Below are 14,627 nucleotides of genomic sequence, written 5' to 3' on the forward strand. Positions count from 1 at the left end.
GGCTACTCCTGCACCGGATGCAGCAGCGCACTCAGTTCCTGATGAACTCGAGCAGGCTGAATATCTATGAGACTCTGGTGATAACCCTCTTCGGCATCACCTTTACGTATTTTGTGATAGCCGGAGATCAAACGAATAACACGTGCCTGATGAGACAGCGGCGGCGTGAAATCCGGGCTGCTCGGGCCATACAAGGCGACTAACGGACGGTTCAGTGCGGCGGCAATGTGCATCAACCCGGAGTCATTACTGACAACGGCCGCGCAATGTGCGATCAAAATAACCGCCTGCTCTAATTGCGTATCGCCCGCCAGATTCTTGCAATGCACTCGTGCTGATTCCGATAACGTTTGGACAATAGTGTCACCGGTTTCGCGATCTTTAGCCGAACCGAACAGCACTACCTGGTAGCCTTCACCAATCAGTTGCTCGGCAAGCGCCGCGTAATGGTAGTGCGGCCAGCGCTTGGCTGGGCCAAATTCAGCGCCAGGGCAGAACCCAATCACCGGGCGATCGGCGGACAGGGCAAACTGCGCTGCCGTCATGCGCTTCTCGTCTTCATCGACACGCAACTGCGGCCACAGTAATGGCTGCGGCAACTGTTGAGCAGAAGCGATGGGTTTGTCATAGCCCAGAGCAACATAGCGCTCCACCATCAGTGGAAAGGCAGCTTTATCCAGCACACGCACATCGTTCAGCACGCCATAGCGCATCTCGCCACGCCAGCCGACGCGGCGCTGGATACCTGCAAAGAAAGGCACCAGAGCCGACTTGAAGGAGTTCGGCAGCACATAAGCACGATCATAGCCGCTGGCCTGAAGGGATTTACCCAAGCGACGCCTTTCGCCTAACGCTAAAGCGCCATGGCCCAGCGGCATCGCTAGCGCCTGATTGACTTCCGGCATGCGTGACAGCAAAGGCCGGCACCAGGCCGGCGCCATCACATCAATGACCGCATCCGGGTGCTCAGCCTTGAGCGTGCGATAGAGACTTTGCGACATCATCATATCGCCGACCCAGGAAGGGCCAATGACCAGAATTTTCATCGCTGGTGCCGGTTTCCTTATGCGTTACGGTTGAGCCAGGTCATGTATTCACCCACGCCCTGAGCAACGGTTTTAAACGGCTTGTCATAACCGGCTGCGCGCAGATTGGTCAGATCCGCCTGAGTGAATGCCTGATAGCGGCCTTTCAGTTTCTCAGGGAATGGGATGTATTCGATCTGACCTTGCTGATGGAACTTCAGTACCGCATCGGCCACTTCCTGGAAGGATTCTGCACGGCCAGTACCACAGTTGTAGATGCCTGAGACACCGTTTTCCCAGCACCACAGGTTTACCGCAACCACATCGTCAACATGAATGAAATCGCGGCGGAAGTCGTCGCTGCCTTCAAACAGTTTTGGATTTTCACCGTTGCTAATCTGCGTGTTGAGGTGGAATGCTACGCTCGCCATACCGCCTTTGTGACCCTCACGCGGGCCGTAAACGTTGAAGTAGCGGAAGCCACACACTGGGGATTCTGCTTCTGGCAGAATCTGACGCACATAATGGTCGAACAGCATTTTTGAGTAGCCGTAAACGTTCAGCGGCTGCTCGTACTGGCGCTCTTCAATGAAGTTTTCATTACGGCCACCGTAAGTGGCAGCTGATGAGGCGTAAAGGAAAGGAATTTCGCGTTCCAGGCAGAAATGCAGCAAGTCTTTGGAGTACTGATAGTTGTTATCCATCATGTACTTGCCGTCCCACTCTGTGGTCGCTGAGCAGGCACCCTCATGGAACACTGCTTCGATTGGACCCAGATCTTCGCCGGACATGATGTAAGAGAGGAACTCTTCTTTATCCATGTAATCCGCGATATCCAGATCCGCAAGGTTCACGAATTTGGTGCCATCTTTCAGATTATCCACCACCAGAATATCGGTAAGACCGCGGTCGTTCAGCGCTTTAACAATGTTGCTGCCAATCATGCCAGCGCCACCGGTTACGATAATCATATGCTTTGCCTTTAAACAGTTGGGGTGAAACAGGAGGTTTCACACACGAATGCCTAACATCATAACATTTCAGCCCGAGACAGGCAGCCAGATGACTCCGTAACCGCTGCACAAATTACATCCACCGCGTGAACTATGCTGCAAAACGAAGATTTCTCTGGCGGAAATGTCGGCACGATGCGTCCTGATTAGTAATATGTGCCAAAGATTTGCTATCTGAGGAGCAGAATCATGTCCAGTCAGTTTTATTCGCAAATCCGTCAACAACTTGAGACAACGCGTCAGGACGGATTGTTCAAACAAGAACGTACGATTACATCGGCACAGCAGGCGGAGATCAATGTCGCCAACAGTCCGCCTGTTATTAACTTCTGCGCCAATAACTATTTAGGCCTCGCGAATCACCCAGCGCTGATTCAGGCGGCTAAAGAGGGCATGGATTCGCACGGCTTCGGTATGGCCTCGGTACGCTTTATCTGCGGAACCCAGGATATCCACCAGCAGCTTGAACATAAACTGGCTAAGTTTCTTGGGATGGAGGATGCCATCCTGTTCTCCTCCTGCTTCGATGCCAACGGCGGCCTGTTTGAAACCCTGCTCAGTACGGAAGACGCCATCATTTCCGATGCGCTCAATCACGCTTCAATTATTGACGGTGTGCGCCTGTGTAAAGCACAGCGTTATCGCTATGCCAATAACGATATGGCTGAACTAAGAAGCCGTCTGCAAGAAGCGCGTGATAAGGGTGCGCGCCATATCCTGATCGCCACTGATGGCGTGTTCTCGATGGATGGCGTGATTGCTAATCTGGAAGGCATATGCGATTTGGCCGACGAATTTGACGCATTGGTGATGGTCGATGATTCCCATGCCGTTGGTTTTGTTGGTGCAGCTGGACGTGGTACCCATGAATACTGCGGCGTAATGGATCGCGTGGATATCCTGACCGGCACTCTGGGCAAAGCGCTGGGTGGCGCTTCTGGTGGCTATGTGGCCGCAAAAAAAGAGGTGGTTGAATGGCTGCGCCAGCGTTCGCGCCCTTACCTGTTTTCCAACTCTCTGGCACCCGCCATCGTCGCAGCCTCATTGCGGGTGTTAGACCTGCTCAGTGAAGGCGATGGATTACGCCAGCGTCTGTGGGATAACGCCCGCTTCTTCCGCGAAAAAATGACTGCTGCTGGCTTTACGCTGGCAGGTGCCGACCATGCCATCATTCCAGTGATGCTGGGTGACGCAAAAGTGGCACAACAGTTTGCCAGCCTGCTGCAAAAAGAGGGTATCTACGTCACTGGCTTCTTTTATCCGGTGGTACCGCAGGGCCAGGCCCGCATTCGCACTCAGATATCTGCAGGTCATACACAGGCACAGCTGGAACAAGCCGTTGCCGCCTTTACGCGCATTGGTCAACAGTTGGGCGTGATCGCAGGAGCAGAACAATGAAAGCACTGGCCAAATTAAAAGCTGAAGAAGGCATCTGGATGGTGAAGGATGCGCCGATCCCCGAACCTGGTCACAATGACCTGCTCATCAAAATCCGCAAAACGGCGATTTGCGGTACCGACGTTCACATTTACAACTGGGATGACTGGTCGCGTAAAACCATTCCTGTCCCGATGATTACCGGCCACGAATATGTCGGCGAAGTTGTCGGTATGGGCGAGGAAGTAAAAGGTTTTGCCATTGGCGACCGCGTCTCCGGCGAAGGCCATATCACTTGTGGTCACTGCCGAAATTGTCGCGCCGGCCGCACACATCTGTGTCGTAATACCGTCGGTGTTGGCGTCAATCGCCAGGGCTGTTTTGCCGAGTATCTGGTGATTCCTGCATTTAATGCTTTCAAGATTCCCGACAATATTTCTGACGAGCTGGCGGCGATTTTCGATCCCTTTGGCAACGCGGTGCATACCGCGTTGTCGTTTGATCTGGTCGGTGAGGATGTGCTGATCTCGGGTGCTGGCCCCATTGGTATTATGGCTGCGGCGGTGTGCAAACATGTGGGCGCACGCAATGTGGTCATCACCGATATCAATCAATACCGCCTCGGCCTGGCCCGTCAGATGGGCGTGACGCGCGCCGTGAATGTGGCGCAGGAGAATCTGCGCGATGTGATGACAGAGCTGGGCATGACGGAAGGCTTCGATGTCGGACTGGAAATGTCTGGCGCTCCTCCCGCGTTTCGTACCCTGCTAGAGGTGATGAACCATGGTGGACGTATCGCCTTACTGGGCATTCCACCGGGCGAGATGGCGATTGACTGGAATCTGGTGATCTTCAAAGGACTGTTCATCAAAGGCATCTATGGCCGCGAGATGTTTGAAACCTGGTACAAAATGGCAGCGTTGATTCAATCCGGCCTCGACTTAACACCCATCATCACACATCGCTACCACATCGATGAATTCCAGCAGGGATTTGACGAGATGCGATCCGGGCGTTCCGGTAAAGTGGTGCTGAGCTGGGATTAAGGATTTACAGGGAGGCTTTCGAGCCTCCATCGTCTCACTTAATGAATGCCAGATATTGCTGACAGATTGCCGCAGTATCAAATTCCGCAAAGGCATCCGCTGGCAACAAAGGTGGATGCTGGTAGATGTCTCGCATTGTTTCTGCCAGCGATTCAGGATTGAGATCTGCCAGGCCGCGAGCCAAATCGCCTCGCAACAGCCACTGCGGGCCACCCGGACAACGAGTGCTGACAACAGGTGTGCCACACAACACGGCTTCGATCAGTACATTACCAAAACCTTCGCTATCCGAACTGACGATCAGCATTGTCGCCCGGCTAATCCACGCATAAGGGTTTTGTGTAAAGCCCTGAAAAATCACGCGGTCAGCAATACCTAACGCTTGCGCCTGGGCTTCCAAAGCGGCTTTACGCTGTGACGAACCCTGTCCTAATAACACTAAGGGCAGATGAATATTGCTTAATGCGTAAGCCTTTAACAGGCGGTCATGCCGTTTAGTTTCGTGGAAGCGCCCCACGTGCACCAGAAAACCAGACCCAGGCACCTCAGCGGGTTCTGCTGCCAGCTGCCGAATCATTGCAATGTCGAACGGATTGCCAATCACCGCTTCGCGGGTGAGCTGCACATCAAATTCCGCTTTCAAATCATCCAGCACGGCAGGTGAAACACCGATCACGTTACGCCCCTGATAGACCTGCTGGATCTTACGCGCCTTTAACCAGCGAGATAATCCAGTGCGATGTCCAAGATAGGAGGCTGAAAACACCCCATGCAGGCAAAACCAGGTTTTCTTCGCAGCCAGTGCACGGCTGCGACGCACTATACGGTCAGTTTTGTGCAGGTGAGACACGACCAGATCGAATTCACCCGCCGTCTTCTCCGCCTGCTGTACCGCAACGTCCAGCAAACGGGCTCGCCGACTGAGTTCAGTGATTTTGCGCCAGGGACGACGATTAGTGTCTTCAATGACCTGATAATCCACACCCGGCGGCAAGGGGTACTCACACACTTTTCTCAGGGAAAAAAGGGAAACGCGATGCCCTTGATCCAGCATACCGGTGACCAGCGTCAGAACCACTTTTTCAGCGCCGCCGCCCGGCAAACCATCTATCACCATAAGTATGCGTTTTGACAAAATACCCTACCTGTCTGAATGAAATAACGTGTGAGTGACCGCAGTGCTGGCCTGGATATTAGCGCAGATCCGTCATGATTTTCGCCTGTTTCCTGCTCGGGCAAATAGTTTTGCGTCACTGAATGGCTCAGCGTAACATTGCGATTTTATTGGCTTCAGGCGGCGAACATGACCCGGCACGCGTTCCTCATTACCATCGACACTGAAGGCGACAACCTTTGGCGCAATCATCGTTCAATCACCACCGACAACACCGGTTATCTGCCGCGTTTTCAAAACCTGTGCGAACGTTATGGTTTTAAACCCACCTGGCTAACCAACTATGAAATGGCGATGGATCCTGCGTTTGTGGAATTCGGCAAAGATGTCATCGCGCGTAATCAAGGTGAGATAGGCATGCATCTGCATGCATGGAACAGTCCGCCTGAAGCCCCGCTCACCGATGATGACTGGCGTTGGCAGCCTTACCTGATTGAATACTCCGATACCGTGCTGCGCGACAAAGTCGTTTATATGACTGATCTGCTGGAAGAAAAGTTCCAGACAAAAATGCTGAGCCATCGTGCAGGTCGTTGGGCGTTTGATGAACGCTATGCCGCCATTCTCACCGAATTGGGTTATCAGGTGGATTGCTCTGTCACTCCGCGCGTGAACTGGTCTTACACACGCGGCGCGCCACAGGGAAAAGGCGGTACTGACTATACCGATTTCCCGTTTAAACCCTATTTCATCGATCCGCAGGATATTTCACGTAGCGGCGACTCCTCACTGCTCGAAATCCCTATGAGCATTCAGTACAAATACTCGCCGCTGATGAATACCTTTAAACAGAGCATCTATCGACTGCGCGGCAAGCAGAAAAGTCCTGCGGTGCACTGGCTGCGTCCATCCGGGGGTAATCTTGCGGATATGCAGCGTGTTGTCGAAATGTCGCTGGCAGAAGGGAATAATTACACTGAATTTATGCTGCACAGCTCAGAGTTCATGCCAGACGGCAGCCCAACGTTTAAAAACGAGCCCGATATCGAACAGCTTTATGCGGATGTAGAGGCGCTCTTCAGTTGGTTAGCGCCTCGTTTCGTTGGCCAGACCCTGTCGGAATACCACGACAGTTTTAAGCTACAGCAGTCCGCACGTTAAGTTTCTGCCATGCCTGCCAGACCGTTTCCGGCGCGATATCGCTGCATTCACCGGAATCGGTCTGCATAATCTGGTACTCACCCGACCACGGATGCCACTGACTGGCATCCGTATCGCCAAAGAATACCACCTGCTTTTTATGCAGCCCGGCAGCGAGATGCATCTGCCCGCCATCGCTACACAAAATTTGCTCGCAGCAATCAAAGCCTGCGATGACTTCCCGCACCGATGCGGTGGGATAGCGCGCCACACGTTGTGAATTGACCAAATCCATCAACTCGTCAGCACGCGCCGCATCGCCTTTGTCATGGGGATCCAGCGTGCCCTGCGGTGACCAAAACACCAGAACGCGCGCCTGCTCATCTTCCAGCAGCTTATTAATAAAAGCCGCATAGCTGGCTATCGGCCAGCGACGCTTAGGGCTGCGGCTGCTGATGTGCACGCCATAGACCTGCCCCGGCGAGGCGAAGCTTTGTGCGACACGTGCTTTGGCCGCTTCACGTTCTGCATCTGTGAGATAAAGATTCACGGATGGCACGGCAGGCAAGCTATCAGTCAATGCCGAGAGGTAAGAGAAGGTGTGTTCGACCTGATGACTGCCCTGAAAATCGCTTTTATGGAAGGGATGGTCAAGCTCAACATCGGGCAAAGCTGCACCAATAATATTGTGTGCGCCTGCCATTTTTGCCAGCCGTAGGCTGTATTTGCACGGCACCGGATTGGCCAAAATCGTGGCATCAAAGCGCGTTTTACGCAGTGCCAGCATGATTTTGACCCGCTGCCAGTAAACGCCGAGCGTGGTTTCATTCTTGCCACGATGTTTGGCTTTCTTATAGACATACAGACGATCAACATGAGGATTATGGCTCACCACATCCTGCGCGATCTTATTAACCAATAGGGTGATTTTTGCGTCAGGAAAAGTGCGTTTCAAACCTTCCAGCAGAGGAGTGGTACACACCATATCGCCAATGTTATCGCGGCGGATAACAAGGATGTTTTTCATACTGATGCCCAGGGTAAAAAGGATTGATGCCAAACATTCCGGCCAGAACCGTTCCTAAAAGCGCAAAAATGCTAGCGAGCTAACTACTTTTGACCATTAATGTCCAAAAAGTTCTGAATTTCTTAGCAATAATTAACGTAAGAGAATCGTAAATAATTCATAAAACCCTTAATAACAATGTCGCTTGATAATCCCGCACTTTCCATCATTACTCCCATGTTCAACGCTGGCGCGATGTTCGAGACGTTTATGCAGTCTCTTTTAGCGCAATCGCTGACAGACCTTGAAATCATTATCGTCGATGATGGTTCCACCGATGGTTCCGGTGAACGCGCTGAGGCTTATGCGCGCCAGCATCCTCAGGTGCAGGTTATTCACCAGGCTAATGGTGGTGTATCCCGCGCACGCAATGCCGGATTAGCCGTCGCAAAAGGCAAGTACGTCACATTCCCGGATGCAGACGACACCATGAACCCGGCCATGTATCAAACGCTGGTTGAAATGGCCGAGCGTGACAATCTGGATGCCGCGCAGTGCAACGCGGAATGGTTTTTCAAAGCCAGCCAGACAACCAAACCGTTAATTCCCCTGGATCGCTTGACCAGCACCGGTGTGTTAAGCGGCCCAGAATGGTTGAACACCGCGCTGCAGACGCATCGATACATGCATGTGGTATGGCTGGGTATTTATCGTCGTGAACTGATTCAACAAAACAATCTCACCTTCGAACCGGGATTGCATCATCAGGATATTCCCTGGACCACTGAGTTCATGTTCAACGCCAAACGCGTACGCTACACCGATCACATGCTCTACCGCTATTACCTGCACGATGCCTCCATCAGTAACCGTAAACGCACCGGTCAGCGCAATGTGGAGTATCAGCGTCATTACCTGAAAATCGCGCAGATGCTGGAAGAGATCAATGCACGCTACCGCGATAAAGTGAAAATCTATTCCGCATTCCATTATCAAATTACGCGTGAAGCGCTGAGCGTCTGTCATTCCATTCGCCGTGAACCCGAAGAGAGCGCACGGCAGGCGATGATTGCGGATCTGTTTGCAACGCAAACCCATAAACGGATGCTGCGGAATGCACGCGGCGCGCGGCAGTGGTATCAACTGCTGCTATGGCTGAGCCGGATTTATCGCTGGCGTCACAAATAAGCGCCGCGGCTGGCTTTCGCCCTATAGGGGTTTGCCCTACAATCAGCTCACTGAAATTTGAGATCATTTGAGTATGGCAAGCCTGATTCCAGCCCAATTTGCACCGAAAAATATTCTGTTGATCAAGCTGCGCCATCACGGCGATATGCTGCTGACCACGCCCGCCATCAACGCGCTCCGTCAGCGTTATCCGCAGGCCAACATCGACGTCCTGCTGTACAAAGAGACGCGTCCGATGCTGGAAGCACACCCCGCTATTCGTCAGCTGCATATCATTGACCGTAGCTGGAAAAAGGAAGGCGGCTGGCAGAAATTCCGTCACGAGATGGCCCTGCTTTCTGCTGTACGCGCCTGTGATTATGATGTGGTGATCAACCTCGCCGACCAGTGGCGTAGTGCCATTATCACGCGGTTTTCTGCAGCTCCGGTGCGCATTGGTTTTGCCTTCGCTAAACGTGATAACGCCCTGTGGCGCTGGTGCCACAACCATCTGGTTTCGACTAAAAATCATAATCAGCTCCATACCGTCGAGCAGAATATGGCGGCGCTGGAACCACTGGGTATCAGTGCGCAAGGTGCAAAAGCCTCGATGCACTTCAGTGCGGCAGATAAACAGAAAGTGCAGGATGCATTGGCCCAGCAACAGGTCAGCGGGCCGTTTATCGTGCTGCAGCCAACATCACGTTGGGTGTTCAAATGCTGGGACGATGAGAAAGTCGCGCAGTTGATTGATACGCTCGCCGCCGATGGCCATACCATCGTGCTCACTGCCGCCCCAGATCAAAAAGAACAGGCGATGATTGCCCACATTCAGTCGCTGTGTCATAGCCAGAATGTGGTTTCACTTGCCGGTCAGCTCTCTTTACCGCAACTGGCGGCGCTGATTGATGCCGCGCAGCTGTTTATTGGTGTGGATTCCGCTCCCATGCACATGGCTGCTGCACTCGATACCCCCTGTCTGGCGCTGTTTGGGCCCACCAAATTACAACACTGGCGTCCGTGGGGTGAAAACAATCGCGTGATCTGGGCCGGTGATTATGCGCCGCTACCTTCGCCAGACGACATCGACACCAAAACAGAACAGCGCTATCTCTCGGCCATTCCGGTGGATGATGTGGTGGCCGCCGCAAGGAAATTTTTGCATGACTAAGTTACGCCTGGCGATTGTCCGGCAGAAATATCGTCCAGATGGCGGTGCCGAGCGTTTCATTTCGCGGGCGCTGGAAGCGCTCGACAGTGAGCAGCTCGACCTCAATATCATCACGCGTAGCTGGCAGGGCACACCGAATCCGGCGTGGCATCTGCATATCTGCAATCCGACTAAATTCGGGCGCGTATCGCGTGAACGCGGTTTTGCCCGTGCGGCACGTGAATGCTGGGAGCGTGAAAAATTCGATATCGTACAGAGCCACGAACGTATCGCGGGCTGCGATATCTTTCGCGCCGGTGATGGCGTCCATCGCGTGTGGCTGGAGCAACGGGCGCGCATTGTCTCGCCGTGGCAGCGTTTAAGTGCCACGCTGAGTCCCTACCATCGCTATGTTCTGCAGGCTGAAGCAGAGATGTTCAATGCAGCATCGCTGAAAGCGGTGATCTGTAACTCAGAGATGGTGAAGCAGGATATTTTGCGTCATTTCACGCTAGATGCGAGCAAGATCCATGTGATTCACAACGCCATTGATAGCCAACGATTCCAGCCAGCCACTGAAGCTCAGCGCCATGTCATGCGCGAGCAGTTAAAACTGCCGCAAGACGCCACGGTGATGATTTACGTGGGGTCAGGTTTTGAGCGTAAAGGTTTGAAAGCGGCAATTGAAGCGCTCGCCCATAGCGATCGCTATTTGGTTGTGGTCGGCCAGGACAAACAACTTTCACGCTATCAGCAATTGGCGAATCAGCTTAATTGCCTCGATCGTCTGCGCTTTGTCGGCGTGCAGCAGGATGTGCAGCCCTACTATCACGCCGCCGATGCGCTACTATTGCCAACGCTTTATGATCCTTTTCCGAATGTGGTGCTGGAAGCAATGGCGTGTGGTTTAGCGGTCATCACCAGCACTGGCTGCGGCGGCGCAGAATTTATTACTGCCGGTCAGGAAGGCTTCGTTTGTGATGCATTAGATATCAAGGCATTAAATGATGCCATTATTGCCACACCCGCGCTTTTGCAGAATTCTGCCATGGGCGAAGCCGCACGCCGCAGAATCGAACCTTTCGGTCCGCAGCGACTGGCGCAGTCCCTGACTTCACTCTATCAACATGTGCTGAAGACCAGCTGACGAAGTGGTATGAGCAGGCGGTCAGTTTCTGATAACATGCCGCCTTTCATGTGTTTTTTGACGCGAATCTGTCGTAACGATAACTATGACAACTCTATACACAGCCCTGCTCTATTTAATACAGCCACTGATCTGGCTGCGCCTGTGGCTGCGCGGTCGAAAAGCACCGGCCTATCGTAAACGCTGGGCCGAACGCTACGGCTACTGCGCGGGCAAAGTTGAACCGCACGGCATTGTACTGCACTCGGTTTCGGTGGGTGAGACGCTGGCCGCCGTGCCGTTAGTGCGCGCATTGCGCCATCGTTACCCGATGTTACCGATCACCGTCACGACCATGACGCCAACCGGTTCTGAACGCGCCCAGTCCGCGTTTGGCAAAGATGTGCATCATGTTTACCTGCCTTATGACTTACCCGGCTCGATTAACCGTTTCCTCGATACCGTTGATCCACGCCTGGTGATCATCATGGAAACCGAGTTGTGGCCGAACATCATCCGTATTCTGCACCAGCGCCAAATCCCGCTGGTGATTGCCAATGCCCGTCTGTCAGAGCGTTCGGCCAAAGGTTATAAAAAGCTTGGTGGCTTTATGCGTGATCTACTGCAGCGCATTACGCTGATTGCGGCGCAGAACAACGAGGATGCTGAGCGTTTCCTGAGCCTCGGCCTCAAGCGTACGCATCTCGCCGTCACTGGCAGCCTGAAGTTTGATATCTCCGTGACGCCAGAACTGGCCGCCAGAGCGGTTACTTTGCGCCGTCAGTGGGCATCGCGCCGCCAGGTGTGGATCGCCACCAGCACGCATGAAGGCGAAGAGACCATCATCCTTGATGCGCATCGTCGCCTGCTGCAACAATTCCCCGATCTGTTACTGATTTTGGTGCCACGCCATCCTGAACGTTTCAAAGATGCCTGCGACCTGACACAAAAACGAGGCTTCAGCTTTACTTTGCGCAGTAGTGGCGAGATTCCTTCCAGCGCAACACAGGTGGTGATCGGCGATACCATGGGCGAGTTGATGATGCTCTACGGCATTGCCGATATTGCTTTTGTCGGTGGTAGCCTGGTTGGACGCGGCGGTCACAACCCTCTTGAGCCTGCAGCACACGCCATTCCGGTACTGATGGGCCCACACATCTGGAACTTCAAAGATATCTGCGCCAAGTTGCAGCAGGCTGAAGGCCTGATTACCGTGACAGATGTGGTTTCACTGGAAAAAGAAGTCGCGAATTTGCTGCAAGATGATGATTACCGTCGCTATTACGGCCGCCATGCAGTTGAAGTGCTGCATCAAAATCAGGGCGCATTGCAGCGTCTGCTACAGTTACTCGAACCGCACTTACCGCCACGAGCTCATTAACGCATGCCACAACGCCAACGTCTCTCCGTGGTGATGATCGCCAAAAACGAAGCTGAGCTGCTGCCGGAGGCGCTGGCCTCAGTGAGCTGGGCAGATGAGATTGTGCTGCTGGATTCCGGCAGCCAGGATAACACCGCAGAAGTGGCCCGCACGCATGGCGCGCAGGTGTATCAGGCAGAAGGCTGGGCGGGCTTCGGCAAGCAGCGTCAGCGTGCTCAGGTACATGCTAGCGGCGATATGATTTTGATGCTCGATGCCGATGAGCGGGTTACGCCCGCGTTACGCCGTGCGATTGAAAACGTGCTGGAGCAGGCGCCCTCCAACACCGTTTATAGCCTGGGACGCAGCAATTTGTTTCTTGGCCGCTTTATGCGACACAGCGGCTGGTATCCGGATCGCGTGATGCGCCTCTACCCTCGTGCACTCAACTACAACGACAATCTGGTGCACGAATCTCTGGAAACTCAGGGCGCACCGGTGGTGGCGTTGCCGGGCGATCTCCAGCACCTCACCTGTCGCGATTTAATCGCATTCCAACGCAAACAGATGAATTATGCCGAAGCCTGGGCACAAGAGCGTTTTCAGCGAGGCAAGCGTTGTGGCATCTTCTCGATTTTCAGCCACACGCTGGGAGCATTCCTTAAGACGCTACTGCTGCGTGCCGGATTCCTCGACGGTAAGCAGGGCTGGATTCTGGCGGTGGTGAACGCGCAATACACTTTTAACAAATACTCAGCGCTTTGGGCGCTGCATCACACCTCAACAAAGGGTCGCGTATGAGCACCAAAGCGATTTATCCCGGCACGTTCGATCCCATCACGTTAGGCCATGTGGATATTGTGACGCGCGCGGCGCAGATGTTCGATCATATCGTGGTCGCCATTGCTGCCAGCCCCAGTAAAAAGCCGCTGTTTACCCTCGATGAGCGTGTAGATTTGGCACGACAGGCCACTCAGCACATCGCCAATGTTGAGGTGCTGGGCTTTAGCGATCTGATGGCGAACTTCGCCAAAACGCAAAACGCCAATGTGCTGGTACGGGGATTACGTGCGGTGTCAGATTTCGAATATGAACTGCAGCTGGCGCAGATGAATCGTCACCTGCTGCCTACGCTGGAAAGCGTGTTTCTGATGCCGTCCGAAGGGTTCTCGTTCGTGTCATCGTCGCTGGTGAAGGAAGTTGCACGTCATCACGGTGATGTGCAGGCATTTCTGCCTGCTGCGGTGCATCAGGCACTGCTGGCAAAACTGGCGCAGCCCTGATTAATGCTGACAGCGTGGGCACCAGAAGGTGCTGCGCTGGCCGTGTTTGCCGCTGACAATTAGCGTACCACAGGCACGGCAGGGTTCGCCTGTGCGGCCATACACCTGCAATTCCTGGGCAAAATAGCCGGGCTTGCCATCGGTTTGCAGGAAGTCACGCAGCGTGGTGCCGCCCTGCTCTATCGAGCGCAGCAATACGGCCTTTATTGTCGCCACCATCAACTCCGCTTCATCACGACTCAAACTCATCGCAGGTCGATCGGGTAAGATCCCGGCGGTGAACAGTGATTCGCTGGCGTAAATGTTGCCGACGCCGACCACCACTTTGTTATCCATCAGCCACTGTTTAATGACCGTGCGCTTTCCACGTGACTTCTCAAAAAGATAAGCACCATCAAATTCGCTGCTGAGCGGTTCAGGACCGAGATGTGCCAGTACGCTGCTGCCTTCAAGCTCAGAGGTCCACAGCCATGCACCAAAGCGACGTGGGTCGGTGTAACGCAGCACCTTGCCATTGCTCATCACCAAATCGACGTGGTCATGTTTAGCCGCGGGTTGCTCACCCGGTAACATGCGTAAACTGCCAGACATGCCGAGGTGAATGATAATCCAGCCGTGTGGCAGCTCCAGCAGCAGGTATTTTGCGCGCCGTTGCACACTCAATACCGGCTGGTCACTTAGCGCATGGATTTCATGCGAGACCGGCCAGCGCAGGCGTGAATTACGCACAATCGCATGCAAAATCGTTGCGCCCACCATATGTGGCTCAATACCACGTCGGCTGGTTTCTACCTCTGGTAATTCAGGCATGTCATCTCCT

Annotated in this window: 14 protein-coding genes; 9 read left to right on the forward strand and 5 right to left on the reverse strand. The window is 53.6% G+C overall.

What is annotated here, in order from left to right:
* Positions 1-2 precede the first annotated feature (2 nt).
* Positions 3-1,046, reverse strand: coding sequence for an ADP-heptose--LPS heptosyltransferase RfaF (gene rfaF, locus LBW88_RS23930; protein ID WP_224935016.1), 1,044 nt, complete (start codon positions 1,044-1,046; stop codon positions 3-5).
* Positions 1,047-1,063: 17 nt separating this feature from the next.
* On the reverse strand, positions 1,064-1,996 hold the full coding sequence (gene rfaD / locus LBW88_RS23935) for an ADP-glyceromanno-heptose 6-epimerase (RefSeq protein ID WP_224935018.1): 933 nt from the start codon (positions 1,994-1,996) through the stop codon (positions 1,064-1,066).
* Positions 1,997-2,227: 231 nt separating this feature from the next.
* Here rfaD and LBW88_RS23940 point away from each other — a divergent pair, with 231 nt between their 5' ends.
* Both LBW88_RS23940 and tdh read left to right on the forward strand, forming a co-directional pair.
* Positions 2,228-3,436 (forward strand): glycine C-acetyltransferase, encoded by a 1,209-nt coding sequence (locus tag LBW88_RS23940; protein ID WP_224935019.1) that lies wholly within the window; start codon positions 2,228-2,230, stop codon positions 3,434-3,436.
* Positions 3,433-4,461 carry an L-threonine 3-dehydrogenase gene (tdh, locus tag LBW88_RS23945; RefSeq protein ID WP_224935021.1) on the forward strand — a complete coding sequence of 343 codons (1,029 nt, stop codon included), beginning with the start codon at positions 3,433-3,435 and terminating at the stop codon, positions 4,459-4,461. Before LBW88_RS23940 ends, tdh begins: the two co-directional genes overlap by 4 nt.
* 34 nt (positions 4,462-4,495) lie before the next feature.
* Here the strand turns inward: tdh and LBW88_RS23950 are convergent, their stop codons facing one another.
* Positions 4,496-5,578 carry a glycosyltransferase gene (locus tag LBW88_RS23950; RefSeq protein ID WP_224935133.1) on the reverse strand — a complete coding sequence of 361 codons (1,083 nt, stop codon included), beginning with the start codon at positions 5,576-5,578 and terminating at the stop codon, positions 4,496-4,498.
* Positions 5,579-5,764: 186 nt separating this feature from the next.
* Here LBW88_RS23950 and LBW88_RS23955 point away from each other — a divergent pair, with 186 nt between their 5' ends.
* Positions 5,765-6,736 carry a deacetylase gene (locus LBW88_RS23955; RefSeq protein WP_224935023.1) on the forward strand — a complete coding sequence of 324 codons (972 nt, stop codon included), beginning with the start codon at positions 5,765-5,767 and terminating at the stop codon, positions 6,734-6,736.
* Here the strand turns inward: LBW88_RS23955 and LBW88_RS23960 are convergent.
* Positions 6,711-7,742, reverse strand: a complete 1,032-nt coding sequence (locus LBW88_RS23960; protein WP_224935025.1) for a glycosyltransferase family 9 protein — start codon at positions 7,740-7,742, stop codon at positions 6,711-6,713. The two genes, LBW88_RS23955 and LBW88_RS23960, sit on opposite strands and share 26 nt — an antisense overlap.
* 177 nt (positions 7,743-7,919) lie before the next feature.
* On the opposite strand from LBW88_RS23960, the gene LBW88_RS23965 reads away from it, so the two are divergent.
* The 6 genes from LBW88_RS23965 to coaD all read left to right on the forward strand — a co-directional run bounded on the left by LBW88_RS23965 (position 7,920) and on the right by coaD (position 13,807).
* Positions 7,920-8,909 (forward strand): glycosyltransferase, encoded by a 990-nt coding sequence (locus tag LBW88_RS23965; RefSeq protein ID WP_224935027.1) that lies wholly within the window; start codon positions 7,920-7,922, stop codon positions 8,907-8,909.
* Between the two features lie 73 nt (positions 8,910-8,982).
* Positions 8,983-10,059: a putative lipopolysaccharide heptosyltransferase III gene (gene rfaQ, locus LBW88_RS23970; protein ID WP_224935029.1), complete on the forward strand. Its 1,077-nt coding sequence runs from the start codon at positions 8,983-8,985 to the stop codon at positions 10,057-10,059.
* Entirely contained in the window at positions 10,052-11,185 is a 1,134-nt protein-coding gene (locus LBW88_RS23975) for a glycosyltransferase family 4 protein (RefSeq protein WP_224935031.1), read from the forward strand. The genes rfaQ and LBW88_RS23975 overlap by 8 nt, the downstream gene beginning before the upstream one ends.
* Before the next feature lie 85 nt (positions 11,186-11,270).
* Positions 11,271-12,545: a lipid IV(A) 3-deoxy-D-manno-octulosonic acid transferase gene (waaA, locus tag LBW88_RS23980; RefSeq protein ID WP_224935033.1), complete on the forward strand. Its 1,275-nt coding sequence runs from the start codon at positions 11,271-11,273 to the stop codon at positions 12,543-12,545.
* 3 nt (positions 12,546-12,548) lie between these two features.
* Complete coding sequence (locus tag LBW88_RS23985) at positions 12,549-13,325, forward strand: glycosyltransferase family 2 protein (protein ID WP_224935035.1); 777 nt, start codon at positions 12,549-12,551, stop codon at positions 13,323-13,325.
* Positions 13,322-13,807, forward strand: coding sequence for a pantetheine-phosphate adenylyltransferase (gene coaD / locus LBW88_RS23990; RefSeq protein ID WP_224935037.1), 486 nt, complete (start codon positions 13,322-13,324; stop codon positions 13,805-13,807). The genes LBW88_RS23985 and coaD overlap by 4 nt, the downstream gene beginning before the upstream one ends.
* On the opposite strand, the gene mutM is transcribed toward coaD, so the two are convergent.
* A complete protein-coding gene (gene mutM, locus LBW88_RS23995; RefSeq protein ID WP_224935039.1) occupies positions 13,808-14,617 on the reverse strand; it encodes a bifunctional DNA-formamidopyrimidine glycosylase/DNA-(apurinic or apyrimidinic site) lyase in 810 nt (269 codons plus the stop codon).
* Between the last annotated feature and the right edge of the window lie 10 nt (positions 14,618-14,627).

Source organism: Pantoea sp. alder81 (assembly GCF_020179835.1).
Classification (GTDB): Bacteria; Pseudomonadota; Gammaproteobacteria; order Enterobacterales; family Enterobacteriaceae; genus Pantoea.